This window comes from Streptomyces sp. AK08-02 (assembly GCF_033795085.1).
Classification (GTDB): Bacteria; Actinomycetota; Actinomycetes; order Streptomycetales; family Streptomycetaceae; genus Streptomyces; species Streptomyces echiniscabiei.
This window is the reverse complement of record NZ_JARAZV010000001.1, coordinates 414,086-437,202: the sequence shown is the minus strand read 5'-3', so window position 1 is coordinate 437,202 and position 23,117 is coordinate 414,086. Positions and strand designations below refer to the sequence as shown.

Sequence of the window (23,117 nt, the reverse complement as noted above, 5' to 3'; positions counted from 1 at the left end):
CGGTTCAGAGTGAGTCGGCTCCAAGTGCGGTGATGTGGTCGATGACGTGGCGGAGGAAACCGGCCGCGGTGCCGCCGTCGCAGACGCGGTGGTCGAAGGTCAGCGACAGGTGGACGACCTCGCGCACCTCGACCCGGCCGTCCACCGCCCAGGGGCGTTCGACGATCCGTCCGACGCCGAGCATGGCCGTCTGGGGGTGGTTGAGGATCGGGGTGGCGCCGTCGACGCCGAGCACGCCGTAGTTGTTGAGGGTGAACGTACCGCCGGTCCGGTGCGCGGCGGTGAGTGCGCCGCGTCGGGCGAGGCCGGTGAGGCGGCGCAGTTCGGCGGCGAGGTCGGCCGGCGGCAACCGGTCGGCGTCCCTCACGACGGGGACGACCAGCCCATCGTCGGTCTGCGCTGCGAAGCCGAGGTGCACCTGCGACAACCGGACGATCTCCGAACGGGCTTCATCCACACGGGAGTTGAGCTGCGGAAAGGCGACGAGTCCACTGAGACAGGCCCCGGCGAGCAGCGGCAGCAGACCCGTGCCGAGCGCGTCATGGGCGGCGAGCAGGGCGGTGGCGTCGACGTCCGCCCAGATCGTGACGGCGGGCGTGTCACGGTGGCCGCGAACGAACTTCTCGGCGGCGGCGTCCAGCGGGATCCGCTGTCCGGGCCGCAGCGCGGCCGTGGCCGTACCACTCCCCCGGCTTCCTCTTCTCCCCCGGCTCCCCTGCTCCACGGTGGCGGCCGACGCACCGTCGCTCGTGGCCCGCCGTGCCCCGCCCGTGCCGTATCCGGTGAGTACCGCGCCCGAGTCGCCCTCGGGCGCCGCCACCGACAGCAGGGGTGCTCCGACCTTCACCATCTCGCCGGCCGGGCAGTGCAGGGCGGTCACGGTGCCGGCGAAGGGGCTCGGGAGGGTGATGACGGACTTGGCCGTCTCGACCTCGACGACGGTCTGATCGTGCGTGACGCTGTCGCCCACGGCGACCGTCCACTCCAGCACCTCGGCCTCCACCAGACCCTCCCCCAGGTCCGGCAGCAGGAAGGTCCGGCTGCCCGCCGTCGGCTCGACGGGCGCCTGCGGCATCGGCTGTCGTACGCCCCGGCCGCCGTCCGGCAGCAGACGGCGCAGTCCGGCCAACACCCGCCGCACACCCGGGAGATGGGCGCTTTCGAGCAACGGCGGCGGATAGGGGATGTCGAGGCCCGTGACCCGCAGCACCGGCGCGCACAGCGCGTCGAAGCAGCGCTCCTGCACCCGGGCCGCGATCTCGGCGCCGACGCCGGCGAAACCCTGCGCCTCGTGCACCACCAGGCATCGGCCGGTGCGCCGTACGGACGCGGTGAGCGCGTGGTCGTCGAGCGGGACCAGGGTGCGCAGGTCGAGCACCTCCACGTCGAGTCCCTCGGCCGCGGCCTGCGACGCCGCCGCCAGGGCCACGGCGACCGACGGACCGTAGGCGACGATTGTGGCGTCGGTGCCGGGTCGGCGCACGGCCGCCGTACCGAACGGCTCCCTGCGCAACGGAAGTTGTATGTCCTCCTTGGTCCAGTAGTGGCGCTTGGGTTCGAGGAACACCACCGGGTCCGGGTCCTCGATCGCCTCCCGCAGGAGGGAGTAGGCGTCGGCGACCGTGGCGGGCGTGACGACCTTCAGACCCGCCGTGTGCGTGTAGTACGCCTCGCTGGAGTCGCTGTGGTGCTCGACTCCGCCGATTCCGCCGCCGTACGGGATGCGGACGACCAGGGGCAGGGCCAGGGCGCCGCGGGTGCGGTTGCGGAACTTGGCCATGTGGGAGGCGATCTGTTCGAACGCCGGGTAGGCGAAGGCGTCGAACTGCATCTCCACCACCGGTCGGAAACCGGCCATCGCCATACCGACGGCGAGGCCGGCGATGCCCGCCTCCGCGACCGGCGTGTCGAAGCAACGGCGGTCGCCGAACGCGTCCGTGAGTCCGTCGGTGATCCGGAAGACGCCGCCGAGCCGGCCGACGTCCTCGCCGAAGACGACGACGCGTTCGTCCGCGTCGAGGGCGTCCCGCAGGGCGGTGTTGAGGGCTTGGGCCATCGCGGTGGCAGTCATCTCAGTTGTCCTCCAACTCGGCCCGCAGGTAGGCGTGTTGCTCGATCAGTTGCGGGGTCGGGGCACTGAACACGTGGGAGAACAACGAGAGGGGGTCGAGTGCGGGGTCCTCGGCGAGCCGGATGCGCACATCGGACGCGTACGCCTCGGCCTCCGCCGCGGTCGCCGCGATGTCGTCCTCGGTGAGCAGACCGTGCTCACGCAGCCAGTTCGCCAGCCGGTCGATCGGGTCCCGTCCGCGCCAGTGCTCCGTCTCCTCCGCCGGGCGGTAGCGGGAGGGGTCGTCGGCGCTGGTGTGCGGGGCCATCCGATAGGTGTGCGCCTCGACCAGCCACGGCCCGCCACCCGAGCGCGCGTCCTCAACCGCCTTGCCCAGTACGGCGAGTACCGCCGCGACGTCGTTGCCGTCCACCTGCTCGGAGCGGACCCCGTAGCCGACTCCCTTGTACGCCAGGCTCGGTGCGGCGCTCTGCGCGGAGAGCGGAACGGAGATGGCGTAACGGTTGTTCTGCACCAGGAAGACCACGGGGGCCCGCAGTACGCCCGCGATCCCCAGCGCCTCGTGGAAGTCCCCCTCGCTGGTGGCGCCGTCGCCGACGAGCGCGAGGGCGACCGTGTCCGTGCCCTTGAGCCGTTCGCCGTGGGCCAGCCCGGTGGCGTGTGCCGCGTGGGTGGCCAGCGGAGTGCACTGGGGTGCGGTGCGGTGACGTACGGGGTCGTAGCCGCAGTGGCCGTCGCCGCGCAGGAGGGTCAGCGTCTCGACGGGGTCGATGCCTCGGCTGACCAGCGCCACGCAGTCGCGGTAGGTGGGAAACAACCAGTCGGTCGGGCGCAGCGCGAGCGCCGCACCCACCTGACACGCCTCCTGGCCGAGGCTGGACGGGTGGACCGCGAGCCGGCCCTGGCGGGCGAGCGCGGTCGCCTGTTCGTCGAAGCGGCGCCCCACCACCATCTTCCGGTACGCGTCGAGCAACTGCCCGGACTCCGGCAGGTCATAGGCACGGAATCCGCCGGTCGAGTCGACCGGTTCGACCGGATCACCTTCCGGCTCTTTTCCGTTCCATGGGAAAAATCGAACCGGAACTTGAGAAGGGAGCCATTGCGAAGGCGAAAGCGAGGGAACGGACGAGGAATCTGCCCGCTCCACCACCGTTCCATGCGTCGGTTTGTTGCTCAATTCCCCGCCGTCCTCTTCATCAGGACGCCCATGCGCCCGGCTTCCTTATCAGACCTAACACGGCCTCAGCTCACCTTTCGAGAAGGGAAGATGAAGCGGAACTGAACAGTCCACAGGTGTGCGCCGACCGACTCCGGCGAACGGAACGTCAACCTACCGTTGGGGCAACGGTAATTCCCGGGTCGCCCGTCCTTTGCAGATCTCCGGATGCAATTGATCCGCGAAGCACGGCCCTGCGGAAGGCAATGGAATGTCCCCCGTACGCCCCCAAGTACGCCCGGGAAATCGTCACTACACACTGGTCTGTACCTCCTGCGGCACCCGCTACGAGGACGACGGCCTGATTCTCGACTGCCCCCGACCACACGATCCGGCGTTCCTGCGTACCGAGTACACCGCGCACAGCGGGCCTGAGCGCTCCGCCGGACTCCTCGGCACCGGGTTGTTCCGTCACGCCCCGCTGCTACCGGTGACGCGGACCTTTCCCGACGTTCCCGGCCCGGTCGTCCACCACGCGGACCGGCTCGGTCGCCGCATCGGCCTCGATCAGCTGTGGGTCGCCTTCAACGGGTACTGGCCGGAGCGCGGCGCGCAGCTGCCTACCTGCACGTTCAAGGACCTTGAGGCGTACACGGTGCTCGGCCGGCTGCCCGTCGACCCACCTGTCCTGGTGATCCCCTCGGCGGGCAACACCGCCGCCGCCTTCGCGTGGGCCGCGACCCGCCATCAGGTGCCCTGCCTGCTCGTGGTGCCCGAGCCCGCCATGGCCGGCATGCGGTTTCCCGGGCCGCTCGACCCCTGCGTACGCATCGTCGTCCTCGACGGGGGCGCCGCCTACAGCGATGCCATCGCCGCCGCCGACCTGCTGGCCCGGCTCCCCGGCCACCAGGCGGAGGGCGGCTGCCGCAACGTCGGGCGCCGCGACGGCCTGGGCACCGTGATGCTGGCGGCGGCCGAGGCGATCGGGCGTCTTCCGCAGACGTACGTACAGGCGGTCGGCAGCGGAACGGGGGCCATCGGCGCCCATGAGGCGGCGCGCCGGATCCGGTCGGGTGGCGAGCGGCTGCCACGTCTGCTCATGTGTCAGAACGCGCCGTTCACCCCGCTGTACGAGGCTTGGCGGTTCGGCGGCACAGCTCCAGCCGACCGGGAACACGAGCCGCTGGCCCGTGAACTGACCAACAGGCGACCGCCGTTCGCCGTCCACGGCGGAGTGCGCGACGTGCTCACCGAGAGCGGTGGCGACGTCCTGCGTGTCGACAACGTTGCCGCCGTCGCGGCGATGGACCTGTTCGCGGAGACCGAGGGCATCGACATCGAGCCGGGTGCGGGAGTCGCGCTGGCCGCCCTCGCCGACGCCGTGAGCGCCGGACGCGTCGACCGCGACGAGGTGGTCCTCCTCAACATCACGGGCGGCGGCCGGGCCCGGCAGGCCCGTGACCTCCGGCTGATCCCCGCCGAGCCCTGGCTGCGCGTCCCCTGGACAACCGGTGTCGACGGCCCGCGCCTGGCCGCCGAGCAGGTCGGTCGGCGTCTGTCGTACGCCTCCACGCCTGCGGGAGCGGCCAGTTGAGTCCTCACTGTCCACGCCCCTGGGTCCCTCTGGGCGGCGCCGGACGACCCGCCACCGCACCGACGACAGCACACCGACACTCCCCCCACACCCCCACCGGAGCCCGCCGATGACCGTTAGCCGTGGCCTGGAGCCGTCCGCCGCCCAGAGCTCGATGTGGTTCGGCCAACGACTCGACGGCGCCGGTGCCGCCTACAACGTGGGCGAGTACACCGAGATCCACGGGCGCGTCGAGCCCGAGCTGTTCCGGGCAGCCGTACGACTGGTGGTGGAGGCGACCGAGACTCTGCGGTCGCGGTTCGTGGCGGACGACGACGGCGTACGGCTGCTGCCGGACGCCGGTCACGGGTGGACGATGCCCGTCGTCGACACGGCGGGGGCCGAGGCCGCGCGGAACTGGATGGCGGACGACTTCGGCACGCCGTTCGACCTCGATCGGGGCCCGCTGTTCCGGTACGCGCTGCTGGGCCTCGCGGACGACCACTGGATCTGGTACCAGGCGTACCATCACATCGCAGTCGACGGCTTCAGTTGTTCCCTGATCGCCCGGCGGGTGGCCGACGCGTACACCGCGCTCGCCGCGGGCACCCCGCACACCCCGCCGGCCGCCCCCCTCGCCCCGCTGATCGCCGCAGACAGGGCCTACCGCGTCGAGGAGCGGTACGAACGCGATCGTGCTCACTGGGCGGGCGTCCTCGCCGACCTGCCCGAGCCGGTGAGCCTGTCCGCCCGCCCGCCCCGGGTCGGCGACCGCTTCCTGCGCCGCACCGGCCATCTCCCCGCTCCCGCCGGGGACTTGGTCCACTCGGCCGCGGGCAGCGCCGGGACCCGCTGGTCCCGCGTCGTGCTCGCTGCGACCGCCGCCTATCTGCACCGGCTCACCGGCTCCCATGACATCGTCCTCGGCCTCGCGGTCACCGCCCGCGAGAGCGAGACGGAACTCGCGACCCCGGGCATGGCGTCCAACGTGCTCCCGCTGCGGCTGTCCGTACGGCCGGACGCACCCGCCGTCGAGCTGGTTCGGCAGGCGGCCCGAGCCACTCGCGACCTGCTCGGCCACCAACGCCACCGGGGCGAAGAACTGCGCCGCGAGGTGAACCGGCCGCAGGACGGTCCCCGTTACTTCGGTCCGGTCGTCAACATCATGGCCTTCGGAGCGGAGTTGCGCTTCGCCGGGCACCCGACCACTCGGCACAACCTGTCCACGGGCCCGGTCGAGGATCTCGCGGTCAACGTCTACGACCGCGCCGACGGCCAGGGGATCCGGGTCGACCTCGACGCGAGTCCCGAGCACTACACGGATGCCGAACTCAGCGCCCACCACCGGCGTTTCCTCCACTTCCTGGAGCGGTTCGCGGCGGCGGCGGCCCTGCCCGGCACAGTGGTGGGACGGGTCGGGACGACGCTCCCCGGCGAGGATTCGCGGCTGGACGGTCCGCTTCCCGCGCCCGCCGTACACGGCAGCACTGTTTCCGCGCTCTTCGCGGCCCGCGTGGCCGCCGACCCCGACGGCATCGCCGTCGTCCACGGCGAGCAGGCGATCACGGGCCGCGAGCTCGACTCCCGCGCGAACCGGCTCGCCCACCGTCTGCTCGGGCTCGGTGTCCGGCCCGAGGACCGGGTCGCGGTCCTGATGCGCCGATCGGACGAGCTGATCGTGGCCTTGCTGGCCGTCCTCAAGGCGGGCGGCGCCTATGTCGGGCTCGATCCCAGGGCCCCGGCCGCCCGCACCCGGCGGATCCTCGCGGAGACCGGCGCGTCGGTCCTGCTGGCGGACGGCGCCGAGATCTCGTACGACGGCCTGCGCACCGTCGACCCCACCGATCCCTCGCTCGTCGGCGAACCGGACACCGACCCCGAAGTGCGGCCGCACCCGGACCAGTTGGCCTACGTCAGCTACACCTCGGGCTCCACCGGCAGACCCAAGGGCGTCGCCGTCACCCACCGGGACATCGCCGCGCTGGCCGCCGACTCGGCGTTCGGGGGCGACGCGCACACACGCGTTCTCGTCCATTCGCCGACCGCGTTCGACGCCTCCACATACGAGATGTGGGTGCCCCTGCTGGGCGGGGGCACCGCGGTGGTCGCCGGGGCGGACGAGGACATGGACGCCGCGGGGGTGGCTCGGCTGACGGCCCGGCACGGGCTGACGGCGTTGTGGCTGACCGCCGGGCTCTTCCGGCTCACCGCCGAGCAGGACCCGGGCTGCTTCGACGGCCTGCGCCAGGTGTGGGCCGGAGGCGAGGCCGTCCCCGCGTCCGCCGTTCGACGCGTCCTCGCGGCCTGCCCCGGTCTGACGGTCACCAACGGCTACGGCCCGACCGAGACGACCACGTTCGCCACCTGCCGCCCGTGCCCGGACGGCGCCGACGTGCCCGACGCGCTGCCCATCGGCCGCCCGCTCGACGGAATGCGCACCCAGGTGCTCGACGGCGCCCTGCGCCCCGTTCCCCGCGGCGTGGTGGGCGAGTTGTACCTGGCCGGGCCCGGCGTGGCGCGCGGCTACCTGGGCCGACCCGACGCCACCGCCGAGCGCTTCACCGCCGATCCGTACGGCCCGCCGGGTGCCCGTATGTACCGAACCGGGGACCGAGTCCGGCTGGACGGGAACGGCGAGCTGGAGTTCCACGGGCGGGCCGACGGCCAGGTCAAGCTGCGCGGCTTCCGCGTCGAACCCGGCGAGATCGAGACCGCCCTCTCCACCCATCCGCAGGTCGCCCAGGCCGTTGTACTCGTCCGCGAGGACCGCCCCGGCGACCGACGGCTGGTCGCCTACGCGGTGCCCGCGGAGGGTCCGGCACCCGACCCGGAGTCCCTGCGCGCCCACCTCGCCGAACAACTGCCCGACCAGCTGGTCCCCTCCGCCGTCGTACCGCTGGACCGGCTGCCCCTCACCGCCAACGGCAAGGTGGACCGGGCCGCACTGCCCGTTCCGCAGGTGGCCGACGGCAGCCACGGCACTCGGGCCCCGCGAACCCCACGGACGCCTCAGGAGGAGGCTCTCCGCGGTCTCTTCGCGGACGTCCTGGGTCTGCCCGAGGTCGGTGCGGACGACAGCTTCTTCGCGCTCGGCGGCCACTCGCTGCTCGCCCTGCGTCTGATCGGCCGGATCCGAGACGCACTGGGCGCCGACCTGACCCTGCGCGACCTGTTCGGGGCGCCCACTCCGGCGGCCCTCGCCGGTCGGCTCGACGGCTCGGTGGCCGTCGTGGGGCCCGTCTCCCGGCCTGTACCGGGAGCCTTCCCCGACGAGGCTCCGCTGTCCTCCGCCCAGCGGCGCCTGTGGTTCCTGGACCGACTGGAGGAGTCGGGCGCCGCGTACCACATCCCGCTCGCCGTACGGCTGACGGGCGCCGCCCTCGACCAGGACGCCCTGCGCCTGGCGCTGGCCGATCTGGTCGCCCGGCACGAGATCCTGCGCACCGTCTACCCGGACACCGACGGCACTCCGCGCCAGCGGCTGCTGGATCCCGAGGCCGCCCGGCCCCGACTGCACGTCGACCACGCCGCCGAAGCCGAACTGCCGATCCGGCTCGCCGAGTTGGCGAAGAGAGCCTTTCTGCTCGCCGAGGAGATCCCGCTCCGCGCCCATCTGCTCGTCCTCGGCCCCGAGGACCACGTCCTGCTGCTGGTGCTGCACCACATCGCCGCGGACGGCCGGTCCCTGGATCCCCTCACCCGCGATCTGGCCGCCGCATACCGGGCCCGCCGAGAGAATCGGGCTCCCGACACCACTCGACTACCGCTCCAGTACGCGGATTTCGCCGTCTGGCAGAGCCGGCAGCTCGGCGGCGGTCCGCGTGATCCGATGAATCCGCACCTCAGTTACTGGACCCAGGCGTTGGCCGGGCTCCCCGACGAACTCTCGCTGCCTGCCGACCGCCCCCGCCCGGCCCGTGCCACTCACCGGGGCGGCGACATCCCCGTACGGCTGGACGCGAGCCTCCACCGGCGGATGCGCTCGCTCGCCGCGGAGACCGGTACTACACCGTTCATGGTCGTCCAGGCCGCTCTGGCCGCCCTGTTGACCCGGCTCGGGGCAGGCACCGACATCCCGCTGGGCACCCCGGTCGCGGGTCGCGCCGACGAGACCCTGGACGAACTGGTCGGCTGTTTCCTCAACACCCTCGTGCTGCGCACCGACACCTCCGGCGCCCCCACCTTCCGGGAGCTGCTGGACCGGGTCAGGGACACGGACCTCGGTGCCTACGCCCACCAGGAGTTGCCGTTCGAGCAGCTGGTCGAGGCCCTCAACCCGCCCCGCTCACCTGCCCGGCACCCGCTGTTCCAGGTCATGCTCGCCTTCCGGCCCGGCGCCGAACCACACCTCGACCTGCCCGGCCTCACTGCCCGGGCCCTCTCCGTGGAGACTGGCGCCACCAAGATCGACCTCACCTTCAACCTCGGCGAACGGCACTCTGCCGACGGCTCGCCGGACGGCATCGAAGGCATCCTCCAGTACAGTGCCGACCTCTACGACCGGGCTACGGCCGAGGAACTGGCCGCCCGACTGGAACGACTGCTCCGGGCCGCCCTGGAGGATTCCGACCGGCCCGTCGGCGCGCTCGACATCCTCGGCCCGGACGAACGGCGGCGCCTGCTCGTCGAGTGCAACGACACCGCCCGGGAGGTTCCGGAGACGGCCTTCCACCGGATGTTCGAGGCGCGGGCGGCGCGGACACCGGACGCGGTGGCTGTGACGGACCCGCTCATCAGCCTGACCTACGGCCAACTCGACGCGCGTGCCGACCGGTTGGCGCGGGCGCTGACCTCGGTCGGTGCGGGCCCAGGCCGTGTCGTCGCCTTCTCGCTGCCCCGGTCCGTCGACCTCGCGGTGGCCGTGCTGGGCGTCCTCAAGACGGGCGCGGCCTATCTGCCGCTCGACCCGGAACACCCGGCCGAACGGACCGCCTACCTGCTGTCCGACGCGGGTCCGGTGTGCGTCGTCACCAGGGACCCCGTCGGCGTCGACTGTCCGGTCGTGAGTCCCGACGCGGACGCCCCCGGCATCCTCCTGAGCGACGCCCGCCCCGCCGACCCCGCCTACCTCATCTACACCTCCGGTACCACCGGACGCCCCAAGGGGGTGGTCGTCGAACACCGCAACCTCACCACCTACGTGGCCCGTTGTGTGTCGGCGTACCCGAGTCTGCGAGGCGCCTCGCTGCTGCACGCCACGATGTCCTTCGACGCCACCGTGACAAGCCTGCACGGGGCACTCGCCGCGGGCGGTCGGGTGCACATCGCCGCCGTCCACGAAGCGGGCGCGGACGCGTTGCCCGGCGACTACACGTTCCTCAAGGCCACGCCGAGCCATCTCGCGCTGCTGCCCGCCCTGCCGTACGACATCTCGCCCACCGAGGAGTTCATGCTCGGCGGCGAGGCCCTGGTCGGGGAGGCCCTGCGATCCTGGCGTCGGGACCATCCCGACGTACGGCTGATCAACCACTACGGCCCGACCGAGCTGACCGTCGGCTGCACCGACCACCGCATCGAACCGGGCGACGACCTGCCGTCCGGCCCGGTACCCATCGGGCGCCCCATGTGGAACACCCGTACCTACGTCCTGGACCCGTGGCTGAACCCCGTACCCGCCGGCGTCGAGGGTGAGCTGTACGTGGCGGGCGACCAGGTGGCCCGGGGCTACTGGAACCGGCCCGGTCTGACCGCCGAACGGTTCGTCGCCGACCTGTACGGGCCGCCGGGTGCCCGGATGTACCGCACCGGCGACCTGGCCGTGCGCCGGGCCGACGGCGTCCTGGAGCTGCGGGGGCGGGCCGACGGTCAGCTGAAGATCCGGGGCCTGCGGATCGAGCCCGGAGAGGTCGAGGGGGTGCTCACCGCCCACGACGCCGTCGACCAGGCCGCGGTGGTGGTCGGCGAGGACCGGACCGGCGTACGGCGGCTGGTCGGCTATCTCGTGGGACCGGACACCCTCACCGGGATCGACATGCGGGCGTACGCGGCGGAACGGCTGCCCGGCCATATGGTCCCCGAGGCGTTCGTGGTGCTCGACGCCCTGCCGATGACGCCCAACGGCAAGCTGGACCGGGCCGCGCTCCCCGCGCCGCCCGATGTGACGACCGCCCGAAGGACGCTCGCGCCGCGCACACCGCAGGAGGAGACCCTGCGCGGGCTGTTCGCCGAGACGCTCGGCCGGGATCCGCGGGAAGTGGGCGTGGACGACGGCTTCTTCGACCTCGGCGGCGACAGCATCACCTCCATCCATCTCGTCAGCCGCGCCCTCACGGCCGGGCTGCGGCTCACCCCGCGCGATGTCTTCGAGCAGCGGACGATCGCCGGACTCGCAGCGTTGGCAGCGGCACGTCCGGCCCCGGCACAGGAGGCCACCGCGGAGTCGGCGGTCGGCGAACTGCCGCTGACCCCGGCCATGCACCGACTTCGTGAACGCGGCGGCCCCGTCGGCTCGTTCAGCCAGTCGGCGCTGCTCGTCACGCCCGCCGACGCCGACGAGAAGCGTCTGACCGGCGCCCTCCAGGCAGTACTCGACCACCATGACGCGCTGCGGATGCGTGTGACGACGGACGGCGACTGGACCGCGTACATCCCGCCCGCCGGGAGCGTGGACGCGGCCGGACTGCTGGAGCGGGTCGCGGTTCCGGACGGTGACTTCGAGGCGGTGATCGAGCCGTTGACGTCTCAACTCTGTCCAAACAAGGGTGAGTTGGTGCGCGCGGTCTGGTACGACGCCGGACCCGACCGGCCCGGCCGACTGTTGCTGACGGTGCATCATCTGGCCGTGGACGGGGTGTCCTGGGGCATCCTCCGCGCCGATCTGGAAACAGTTTGGCGCGACGAGGAACTACCGCCGACCGGAACTCCGTTCAGGCAGTGGGCCCGGCTGCTGGAACGCGTGGCCGACACCCGGACCGTTGAACTGGCCGTCTGGCAGAACCTGTTGGACGCCCCCGACACACTGCTGGGCGCCCGGCGCCCCGACCCGGCGCGAGATGCCGTCGGCGCGATGTGCCACCACACCCGGATCCTCCCGGCCGAACAGGCCACCGATCTGCTCACCACGGTGCCCGCCGCCTTCCACGCCGGCCCTGACGACGTACTGCTCGCCGCCCTCGCCGTCGCCTTCGCGCGCCTTCGGCACCGTCCGGCGCTGCTGCTGGACGTCGAACGGCACGGGCGCGAGGAACTGGCCGAGGGGGTCGATCTGTCGCGGACGGTGGGCTGGTTCACCAGCGTCGTGCCGGTACGGCTCGACCTCACCGGCCTCGCCCTGGACGACTCCGCCGAAATCATCAGGAGCGTCAAGGAACAGCTGCGCGCCGTGCCCGATCACGGCATCGGCCACGGTCTGCTGCGCCACCTCAACCCGGCCACCGGGCCGCTTCTCGCCACGCTCCCGGTCCCGCAGGTCGGCTTCAACTACCTGGGTCGCACACCCGCCGCCGGCGCATCGCGGGCCGAATGGTCGCCGGCTCCCGAGGCGCTTCCCGGCCCGCTCGCGCTCGGCGCCGCCCACGCCCCCTCCCTGCCCGTCACCCACGGCCTGGAGATCACCGCGGTCGCCGCCGCCGAAGGACTGCGGGCCACCTGGTCCTGGGTCCCCGGCATCTGGTCGGCGGACGACGTGCACGCCCTGGCCGAGTTGTGGTGCGACGCCCTGACCGCCCTGACCCACGCCACCGCGGAGGGCGGACGGACCCCGTCCGACCTGCCGCTGGTGTCGCTGTCCCAAGCAGAGATCGCCGAACTCGAAGCCGAGTTCGGAAGCGAGTGGAGGTAACCCACGGTGAGCCGGTCCGGAATCTCCGACATCCTGCCCCTGTCCCCGTTGCAGGAGGGGTTGCTCTTCCACGCCCTGTACGACGACGACCGCAGCCCCGACGTCTACGCCGCCCAGCAGGTCCTGGAACTGACGGGCGACGTCGCCCCCGCCGCCATACGGGCCGCCGGGCAGGCCCTGCTGGACCGACACCCGAACCTGCGTGCCTGTTTCCGCCGCCGGGAGGCCGGACAGCCGTTTCAGATCGTGCCCACGGACGTCGAACTCCCTTGGTCCGAGGCCGACTTGTCGGCGCATGACGAGCCCGGCCGGGACACGGCGTGGGAGCGGCTGCTCGACGAGGAGCGCACCCGGCGATTCGACCTGTCTCAGCCGCCGCTCCTGCGCCATCTGCTCGTCCGGTGGGCCCCCGACCGCTACCGGCTGGTGATCACCAACCACCACATCCTGCTCGACGGCTGGTCCAAGCAGTTGCTGGTCCGTGAGTTCAGCGCACTGTACGCGGGCGAGCACCCGACCGCGCTCCCGACCGTACCGCCGTACCGCGACTACCTCGCCTGGCTGGCCCGGCAGGACCGCACCGCCGCCGAACGGGCCTGGCAGGGCGTCCTGTCCGGGGTGACCGGGCCCACCCTCCTGAGCCCCGCCGCCCCCGCCACGCCCGTCCTCCCCCGCGAACTCGTGGTGGAGCTGCCCGAGGAGCTCACCGCCCGCGCGGACACGACGGCACGCTCGCTGGGTGTCACCCTCAACACCCTTGTCCAGGGGGCCTGGGGCCTGTTGCTGGGCCGGTTGACCGGGCGTTGCGACGTGGTCTTCGGCCAGACAGTCACCGTCCGCCCGCCCGAACTGCCGAACGTGGCCTCGATGGTCGGCTTCTGCATCAACACTGTCCCCACCCGGGTCTGTTGGGACGAGGCGGACAGCATCGCCGAGCTCCTCACCGGCCTCCGGAGCCGACAGACGGAGCTGCTGCCTCACCAGTATCTCGGCCTCGCGGACATCCGGCGCGCCACCGGCACGGGTGACCTCTTCGACACCCTGCTGGCGTTCGAGAACTACCCCGCGTCCGCCGCCAAGGGCGCGTCCGAGGTCACCCGGCTCACGGCCCGTGACGCCACCCACTACCCGCTCACCCTCTCCGTCCTCCCCGGACGCCGGCTCGCCCTGCGCCTGTCGTACCGGCCCGACCTGTACGACGAGACGGGCGCCCGCGCCCTGTCGGACCGTTTCGCCCTGGTGCTGGGAGCCCTGGCGGCAGACCCGGCACGTCCCATCCGCGAGGTGGAGGCACTCCTGCCGGAGGAGCGCGAACGCCTCCTGGCCCGACCGGCCTCCGAGGCCGGACCGGCGGCCGCCACCCTTCCCGGGCTGTTCGCCGAACAGGCCGCCCGCACTCCCGACGCCACGGCCGTCGTGCACGAGGAGACCCGTCTCACCTACGCCGAACTGGACGCGCGGTCCAACCGCCTGGCACACCTGCTCGCCGAAAGGGGCGCCGGTCCTGAGCGGTTGGTCGCCCTGGCCCTGCCCCGCACCCCCGACCTCGTGGTGGCGGTACTGGCAGTACTGAAGACAGGTGCCGCCTATCTGCCGATGGACCCCGAGTACCCGGCGGAGCGGCTGGCGTTCATGCTGGCGGACGCCGACCCGGTGCTGCTGCTGGCTGCGGACGGCGCGGCGACGGAACCGCGGACGGGTGACGTACCCGTGGTCACGGTGGCCGAGTCGGTCAACTACCCGTCGTCCGCACCGAGGTTGCCGCCCCCGGACCCCGCCTGCGCGGCCTACGTCATCTACACGTCGGGCTCGACCGGCCGCCCCAAAGGTGTCCCGGTGCCGCACTCCAACGTCGTTCGGCTCTTCCGGTCCACCCGGCACTGGTTCGACTTCGGGCCGGACGACGTGTGGACGCTGTTCCACTCGTACGCCTTCGACTTCTCCGTGTGGGAACTGTGGGGCGCGTTGCTGCACGGCGGCACGCTGGTGGTCGTGCCGTTCACGGTCAGCCGTGAACCCGAGGAATTCCTGCGGCTGCTCGTCCAGGAACACGTCACCGTGCTGAACCAGACGCCGTCGGCCTTCGGCCAACTCCTGCGCGCCGACGCCGCCCTGCCAGAGCTGGGGCGTGAACTCGCCCTGCGTTACATCGTGTTCGGCGGTGAGGCACTCGACTTCGCCCGGGTCACCGAGTGGTACACCCGGCATCCCCAGGACGCACCCGTCCTGGTCAACATGTACGGCATCACCGAGACGACGGTGCATGTCACCGGCCTGCCGCTGACCAAGGGCGCGGAACGGGCCGCCCAGGGCTCGATCGGACACCCCGTCCCCGACCTGCGCGCGTACGTGCTGGACGCCGGGCTGCGGCTCGTACCGCCGGGTGTCACCGGTGAGTTGTACGTCGCCGGGGCGGGCCTGGCTCGCGGCTACCTGGGCCGGCCCGGGCTGACGGCGGGACGGTTCGTGGCCGATCCCTTCGGGAACCCCGGGGAGCGCATGTACCGCACAGGCGACCTGGCACGCCGTTCGGCGGACGGCGAACTGGAGTACATGGGCCGGGCCGACGACCAGGTCAAGATCCGCGGGTTCCGCATCGAACTCGGTGAGGTGGCGGCGGCGTTGGCCGACCGTCCCGAGGTCACCGAGGCCGTCGTCGTCGAACGGGACGGGCGGCTGGTCGGCTACGTCGTGGGCGGCGCCGCCCTGGACGCGGACACCCTGCGCCGCCACGCGGGACGCACACTCCCCGAGCACATGGTGCCCAGTGCTGTGGTGGTCCTGGACCGACTGCCGTTGACCGCGAACGGCAAACTGGACCGGGCCGCCCTGCCCGAGCCGGTGACGTCGTCCGGTGGGGGCCGTGCCCCGCGCACCCCGCAGGAGGAGATCCTGTGCGGTCTCTTCAGCGACGTCCTCGGCGTGGCCACGCACCGGGTGGGCACGGACGACGGGTTCTTCGACCTCGGCGGCGACTCCCTGCTCGCCATGCGGCTGACCGACCGGATCAGGGGCACGCTCGGCACCGCGCTGCCCGTCCGCGCGGTCTTCGAGGCACCGACTCCGGCCTCACTGGCCGAGCGCCTGAACGCCGAGGACACCGAACGACGCCCCGAACTCGCCCCGCGCGAAAGAGGCCACGACCCGATCCCGCTGTCGTACGCCCAGCAGCGCCTGTGGTTCATGAGCCGCCTCGACGCGGGCAACAGCACGTACACCGTCCCCTGGGCCCTGCGTCTCACGGGTCCACTCGACCTGTCGGCACTGCGGGCGGCCCTCGCCGACCTCGTGGCACGCCATGAACCGCTCCGTACGGTCTACCCCGACTTCCAGGGCTCCCCGTACCAGCGCGTCCTCGACCCTGAGGCGGGCCGACCGGATCTCGCCGTGCTGGCGACCGACGAGGCCGAACTCCCGGCACTGCTCACCGCCGCCGCCAGACATCGCTTCGATCTGTCGTCCGAACTCCCCCTGCGTGCCACCCTGTACACGCTCGACACCGACACACACGTCCTGCTGCTGCTCGCCCACCACATCGCTGTCGACGGCTGGTCCATGGCACCGTTGATGCGCGACCTGGAGACCGCCTACGCGGCGCGAAGCACCGAGCGCCTACCGGAGTTTCGGCAACTGCCGGTCCAGTATGCCGACTTCGCGCAGTGGCAGCGCGATCTGTTGGGCCTCGCAGCCGTGCCCGACAGCCTGATGAGCCGTCATATCGAATTCTGGCGGGCGGCCTTGGCGGGTGCTCCCGGTGAGTTGCCGCTTCCGGCCGACCGTCCGAGGCGCGCCGAACCCAGTGGCGACGGCGACCGGGCCGCCCTCACCATCGACGCGGAGCTGCACGCCGGGCTCGCCGAACTGGCCGCCTCCTCCAGGGTCACCCTCTTCATGGTGCTTCAGGCCGGGCTCGCCGCGCTGCTGACCCGGCTCGGTTCGGGCACCGACATCACCCTCGGCACCCCGGTCGCGGGACGCCCCGACGGAGGACTGGACGACCTGGTCGGCTTCTTCGTCAACAGTCTCACCCTGCGCACCGACACCTCGGGCAACCCCACCTTCCGCGAACTGCTGGACCGGGTACGGGAGTTCGACCTCGCCGCCTACGCCCACCAGGACGTGCCGTTCGACCTCCTCGTGGACGCCCTCAGCCCGGAACGCACCCTGGCCCGCCACCCCCTCTTCCAGGTAGTGATCGCCTTCACCGGTCACTCCGCGCACCCCGGCCTCTCACTGCCCGGACTGGACGTGACCCGCGAACCCGTGGAGACCGGCGCCGCCCGCTTCGACCTCTCCCTCTATCTGAGCGAGCGTCGCGACACCGACGGCAGCCCTGCGGGCATCGACGGCATCGCCGAGTACAGCACCGATCTGTTCGACCCGGCCACGGTCGAGCGGCTCACCCGGGTCCTGGTGCGCCTGCTGACCGCCGTCGCCGCCGACCCCGGCCTGCGCGTCGAGGACGTGGACCTCCTCGGGGACGACGTCCTCTTCCGGGCGCCCGTCGGCACGGCGCTGCCGGAGGCCGAGGCCACGACGACAGCGGTGACCGGTGGGCAGGAGCCCGCGACCCCTGCCGAGCGCGTCCTCGCCGCGCTCTTCCGGGAACTGCTCAGCCTCCCCGAAGTCCCGCTCGACGAGGACTTCTTCGCCCTCGGCGGCGACAGCATCTCCTCAATCCGGTTGGTGAGCCGGGCGGCCGAGGCCGGGGTCGTGATCAGCGCACGGGACGTCTTCAAGCACCAGACGGTGAAGGAGTTGGCGGCGGTGGCGCGCGGTCCGGTCGGCGGCGCGACCGCCGCTGACGACGGCCCGGCCCTCGGCCACATCCCCGGCGACGGAACAGGTTCGGTCCCGCTCACGCCCGTCATGCGGTGGCTGCTCGAACGCGGCGGCCCGATCGGCCGCTTCAGCCAGTCCGTCCTGCTGACGGTCCCGCCGGCGGCCGGCCTGACGCACCTGGCCGCTGCCTTGCAGTCCCTGTTCGACCACCACGACATGCTGCGAGCCCACCTCGACACCGACTCTGAGGCGAGTGCCGACCCGGTGCTCGACGTACGTGCCGTCGGCACCGTCCGCGCCGCCGAACTGCTCGACCGCCGGGACGTCTCCGCCGTGGACGACCTGCACACGGTCGTGGCCGAGGAATTCGACCGGGTCGTGGGTCTGCTCGATCCGGCAGCGGGCGCGATGGTGCGGGCCGTGTGGTTCGACGCCGGCCCGGACCGGCCGGGGCGACTGCTGCTGGTCGTCCATCATCTGGCCGTGGACGGTGTCTCCTGGCGCGTCCTCGTCCCCGACCTGGAGGCGTCCTGGACGGCTGTCGCGGCGGACCGGCGTCCCGAACTGCCCGCTGTCGGCACGTCGTTCCGTCGCTGGGCCATGGTGCTGGGTGAGCAGGCACGTACTCCGTCGAGGGCCGCCGAGGCCGAGTTGTGGCACGGTGTCGCGGACGCACCGCGCGCCCCGCTGGGCACGCGTCCGCTCGACCCCGACCGGGACACCGCCGCGACGACCCGCTCGCTGCGGCTGACCCTGCCGGCCAACACCACCGGCGCCCTCCTCACGACCGTCCCGGCCGCCTTCCGCTCCGGTGTCCAGGACGTCCTGCTGACCGGTCTCGCGCTGGCCGTCGCCGACCACCAGGGCACCCAGCACGTCGTCCTCGACGTCGAGGGCCACGGACGTGAGGAACTGGTTCCCGGGCTCGAACTGTCCCGCACCGTAGGCTGGTTCACCTCGCTCTACCCGGTCCACCTGGATCTGGCTGATGTGGACGTGGCCGACGCGCTGGCAGGCGGACCCGCCGCCGACCTGGCCACCCGCCGGGTCACCGGACAGCTGCGCGAACTGCCCGACCACGGCGCGGGTTACGGCCTCCTGCGCCACCTCAACCCGGACACGGCAGCCGAGTTGGCGAAGGCACCCGCTCCGTCCATCGGCTTCAACTACCTGGGCCGGTTCACGGCGCCCGCCACCACCGGTGCCGAGCCATGGGCCTTCGCCCCCGAGTCGTCGGCACTCGGCTCCGGCACCGACCCGGGCCTCGCCGCCGCCCACATCCTCGACGTCAACGCGGTCGTCCACGACACGGGCACCGGACCGCACCTGCTGGCCGACTGGTCGTGGCCCGACGGCGTACTGACCGAACCCGAGGTGCGGGCGCTGGCCGAGTCCTGGTTCACCGCCCTCACGGCACTCGTGTCGCGGACCGGCGACAGCGCCGGCGCCGGGTCCGGCATGGCGGTCGCGGGTCTGTCCCTCGACGAGCTCGACGAGTTGGCGGCGGGTCTCGACGACTGACCCCCGAAAGGCCCGAGAAGTTCGGAAGAGACAGCGAGACGAGAAGACGACATGACGCAGCAGCCCGCGCTGGCCGACGTACTCCCCCTGACCCCGCTCCAGGAGGGGCTGCTCTTCCACGCCCTGTACGAGCACGAACGGGACGCCCCAGACGTGTACGTCGTCCAGCTGGTCTTCGAACTCGAAGGCCCGGTGGACCCCGTACGCCTCCGCGCCGCCGGCCAGGCGCTGCTGGACCGCCACCCGAACCTGCGGGCCGCCTTCCGGCGACGCAGGGGCGGCCGGCCGGTGCAGGTCGTCCCGCACCGGGCGACGCTGCCGTGGGCGGAAGCCGACGTGTCCGGGCCGGACACCGACTGCGAGAAGGCGTGGAACGCCCTTCTGGACGACGACCGGCGGCGGGGCTTCGACCCGGCCACCCCACCCCTTCTCCGCTGCACCCTGGTCCGCACCGGAGCCGGCCGCCATCGGCTACTCATCACCCACCACCACATCCTGCTCGACGGCTGGTCGGTCTCCGTGCTCCTACGGGAACTGCTCGACCTGTACGCCGCCGACAACGACCCGGCGGTGCTCGCCCCCGCCCCGCCGTACCGCGCGTTCCTCCAGTGGCTGGAACGCCGCGACCGTGCCGCCGCCGAGATCGCCTGGCGGGAGGCGCTGGCCGACGTGACGGAGTCGACCCGGCTGGCCCCGGACACCCCGTCGAGCACCGCTTCGGAGGCCATGGTCCCGGTGCAGGCCCGCACCGAACTGTCGGCGGAGACCGGGGCGGCCCTCACGGCACGCGCCCGGAGCCTCGGCGTCACCGTCAACACCCTGGTCCAGTCCGCCTGGGCTCTCCTCCTGGGCCGGCTGACCGGCCGCGACGACGTCGTCTTCGGCACCACCGTCTCCGGCCGGCCGCCCGAGCTGCCCGGCGTCGAGTCCATGGTCGGCCTGTTCATCAACACCGTCCCGACCCGGGTCCGGCTGCGCCCGGCGGACTCCCTCGGCCGGCTGCTCCACGACGTCCGGGACACGTACGTCCACCTCCTCGACCACCACCATCTCGGGCTGGCCGACATCCAGCGGGCGGCCGGCGTTCCGGAGCTGTTCGACACCCTCCTCGTCTTCGAGAACTACCCGATGGAGCCCGAGGCGACCGGCGACGTCGATTCGGGCGGCGGCAGTCGGCTCCGGGTCACCGGATCGAGCGGGCGCGACGCGACCCACTACCCGGTGACCCTCGTCGCCGTCCCCGGAGACCGGCCCCGCTTCCGGCTGGCCTACCACCCCGGGCCGTTCGACGCCGGATGGGCCGACGCCACGCTCGCCCGGCTGGTGAGGGTCCTGGAGGCCATGGCCGCCGACCCGGACCTCCCGCAAGGGCGCCTCGGCATGCTGGCGCCCGGTGAACTCCCCCGGCCGGTCCGGCTCCCGCCCGCCGCGGCCCACACCCTGCCCGGTCTGTGGTCGGCCCAGGTCGCGGCCACCCCGGACGCCGACGCCGTACTCGACCGGGACACCCGGCTCACGTACCGCGAACTGGACGCCCGGGCCGAGCGGCTGGCCGACCGCCTCACCGCCCTCGGTGCGGGACCCGAGCAGGTCGTGGGCATCGCGCTCCCCCGCACCGCCGAACTGGTCGTCGCAGTCCTCGCGGTGCTCAAGTCAGGCGCCGCCTATCTCCCCCTCGACCCCGCCTACCCGGCCGACCGCCTCGCCTACATCGTCGACGACGCCCGTCCCGTCGTCGTCCTCACGACAACGGAGACGACCGGAGCGCTGCCCAAGGACACCCCGAGGCTCGACATCGGCAGTGCACTGATCACCACTCAGAAAGTATGTTCCAAGGCCGAGTTGCGGCCGGAGAACCTCGCCTACATCACCTACACCTCCGGTTCCACGGGCCGCCCCAAGGGTGTCCTGGCCACGCACCGCAACGCGGTCGAGTTCGTCGAGTGGACGCACCGCGAGTTCGGGCACGACCGGCTGGCCAAGGTGCTTTTCTCGACCTCTCTCAACTTCGACGTGTCGGTGTTCGAGATCTTCTCGCCCCTGCTGTGCGGCGGTCGCGTCGAGATCGTCGAGAACCTCCTCGCGCTCACCGACGGCACTCCTCGCGACGTCGGCCTGATCAGCGGTGTACCCACGGTCATGGCCGGTGTGCTCGCGGAACGACCCGCTGTCTCGCCGCACACGGTGGCCCTCGGTGGTGAACCGATTCCCGGGCGGCTCCGCGCCGCCGTCGAGGCCGCCTTTCCCGGGGTGCGGCTGGTCAACTTCTACGGCCCCACCGAGGCGACGATCTACGCCACCGCCTGGCAGTCGGACCCGCACCCGGGCGACGGCTCCGCACCGCCCATCGGACACCCCCTGGCCCGTAACCGGGTCCTGCTGCTCGATCACGCCCTGCACCCCGTTCCCGACGGAGCCGTCGGCGAGGTGTACATCGCGGGCGGCGGACCTGCCCGCGGCTACCTCGGCAGGGCCGCTCTCACCGCCGAACGGTTCGTCGCCGACCCGTTCGGCGAGCCGGGGGAACGCCTGTACCGGACGGGCGACCTCGCCGTACGTGGCCCGGACCGGCAGCTGCGTTTCCTGGGCAGGGCCGACCACCAGGTGAAGGTCCGGGGCTTCCGTATCGAACTGGGCGAGATCGAGGCCGTACTCGCCGCCCATCCGGCCGTCGCCGGTGCGGCAGCGGCGGTACGGGAGGACGGCCGCGGCGGAAAGCGACTCGTCGCGTACGTCGTCCCCGCCGAAGGACCGCCTCCGGGCGAGGAACCGGAAGGCGGGGCCGTGTCGACCGACGACCTGCGCGACCACCTCGCCGGCACACTCCCCACCCATATGGTCCCCTCGGCTTTCGTCGCGGTCGCGGCCCTCCCCCGTACCGCCAGCGGCAAGCTCGACCGCAGGGCACTGCCCGCCCCCGACGCGACGCCCCACGGCGCCAAGGCGGCTCCACGTACCGGCACGGAGGAGTCACTGCGCGAGATCTTCGCCGAGGTCCTCGGTCTCGACCCGGCCAGGGTCGGCGTCCACGACAGCTTCTTCGACCTCGGCGGCCACTCCCTGCTGGCGCCCCGTCTCACCTCACGCATCCGTGTCGAACTCGGCACCGACCTGCCCCTGCGCGTTCTCTTCGACACCCCGACCGTGGCGGCACTGGCCCGCCGGGCGGGAGACGGCGACCAGAACGTGGACACCGGCGCGGCTCCGCTGGGCCCGCTGCTCCCACTCCGTACCCGAGGCCGTCGCGAGCCTCTCTTCTGTCTGCCGCCGGCCTCCGGCCTGTCATGGGGGTTCGCCGGACTCGCCCGCCATATCGCCCCGGACCGCCCGCTGTACGGACTGCAGTCCCGTGGCCTGCTCCCGGGCCAGGAACCGGCCGGCACCCTCGCCGAGGTGGTCGCCGAGCACACCGCCCGCATTCGCGAACTCCAGCGGCACGGCCCGTACCACCTGCTCGGCTACTCCATGGGCGGTCTCGTCGCGTACGAGGTGGCGGTCGGTCTCCGGGCGGCCGGCGAACAGGTGGCACTGCTCGCGCTGCTCGACGCCTTTCCCGGGGCCTGGACCTCGCAGGGCCCCGCCCCGTCCGACCGTCCGGCACTGCTGCGCAGCCTCCTCGGCATCCTGGGCCGAGAGGCGCCCGTGAACGAGGACGAGTGCAAGGCCGACGAGCCGCTCACCGACGCGCGGTTCGCAGCGCTGGTCCGTCGGGTGGCCGACATGCCGGGCAGTCTCGACGACGCCGAACTGGCCGCCCTCGTCGACGTGACGGCCAACAACCGGCGCCTGCTCGGCGAGTTCGCCCCCACGTCGTACGACGGTGACCTGCTGTTCTTCACCGCCGCACAGGATCCGGACGCGGTCCCCGACCGCTACGGCGCCTGGCGGCCGTACATCTCGGGCCGCATCGACAACCACGATGTCCCCTGCACCCACGGGGAGTTGACCCGGCCCGCGGCCCTGGACCGCATCGGGCCGGTACTGGACAGCCACCTCAGGAGGAACCCGACATGAGCACCAACCCCTTCGACGACGACAGCATCGAGCACCTCGTGCTGGTGAACGACGAGCACCAGCACTCCCTGTGGCCCGCGTTCGCCGACGTCCCGGCCGGCTGGACCGTCGTCCACGGCCGGGCGAGCCGCCAGGCCTGCGTGGACTACGTCGGCGAGCACTGGACCGACATGCGCCCCAAGAGCCTCATCGAGGCCATGGGGCAGTGAGCACGCACGAC

6 protein-coding genes and 2 pseudogenes are annotated in these 23,117 nt (G+C 72.4%); 5 read left to right on the top strand and 3 right to left on the bottom strand.

Features of this window, described 5'->3' with window-relative positions:
• Positions 1-4: 4 nt before the first annotated feature.
• The 3 genes and pseudogenes from PV734_RS01890 to PV734_RS01880 all read right to left on the bottom strand — a co-directional run.
• A pseudogene (locus PV734_RS01890) lies at positions 5-973 on the bottom strand (dihydrolipoamide acetyltransferase family protein); the annotation flags it as partial.
• Between the two features lie 135 nt (positions 974-1,108).
• Positions 1,109-2,071: pseudogene (locus PV734_RS01885) on the bottom strand (alpha-ketoacid dehydrogenase subunit beta); the annotation flags it as partial.
• A gap of 1 nt (position 2,072) precedes the next feature.
• On the bottom strand, positions 2,073-3,218 hold the full coding sequence (locus PV734_RS01880; protein ID WP_415924146.1) for a thiamine pyrophosphate-dependent dehydrogenase E1 component subunit alpha: 1,146 nt from the start codon (positions 3,216-3,218) through the stop codon (positions 2,073-2,075).
• A 280-nt stretch (positions 3,219-3,498) separates the two neighbouring features.
• On the opposite strand from PV734_RS01880, the gene PV734_RS01875 reads away from it, so the two are divergent.
• The 5 genes from PV734_RS01875 (at position 3,499) to PV734_RS01855 (ending at position 23,106) form a co-directional block, all read left to right on the top strand.
• Positions 3,499-4,821 carry a cysteate synthase gene (locus PV734_RS01875; protein WP_319288581.1) on the top strand — a complete coding sequence of 441 codons (1,323 nt, stop codon included), beginning with the start codon at positions 3,499-3,501 and terminating at the stop codon, positions 4,819-4,821.
• Positions 4,822-4,930: 109 nt separating this feature from the next.
• Positions 4,931-12,580 (top strand): non-ribosomal peptide synthetase, encoded by a 7,650-nt coding sequence (locus PV734_RS01870; protein WP_319288580.1) that lies wholly within the window; start codon positions 4,931-4,933, stop codon positions 12,578-12,580.
• A gap of 6 nt (positions 12,581-12,586) precedes the next feature.
• Positions 12,587-18,883: a non-ribosomal peptide synthetase gene (locus PV734_RS01865; protein WP_319288579.1), complete on the top strand. Its 6,297-nt coding sequence runs from the start codon at positions 12,587-12,589 to the stop codon at positions 18,881-18,883.
• A 51-nt stretch (positions 18,884-18,934) separates the two neighbouring features.
• Positions 18,935-22,897 (top strand): amino acid adenylation domain-containing protein, encoded by a 3,963-nt coding sequence (locus tag PV734_RS01860; protein WP_319091707.1) that lies wholly within the window; start codon positions 18,935-18,937, stop codon positions 22,895-22,897.
• Positions 22,894-23,106, top strand: a complete 213-nt coding sequence (locus tag PV734_RS01855; protein WP_319288578.1) for an MbtH family protein — start codon at positions 22,894-22,896, stop codon at positions 23,104-23,106. The genes PV734_RS01860 and PV734_RS01855 overlap by 4 nt, the downstream gene beginning before the upstream one ends.
• Positions 23,107-23,117: the final 11 nt, after the last annotated feature.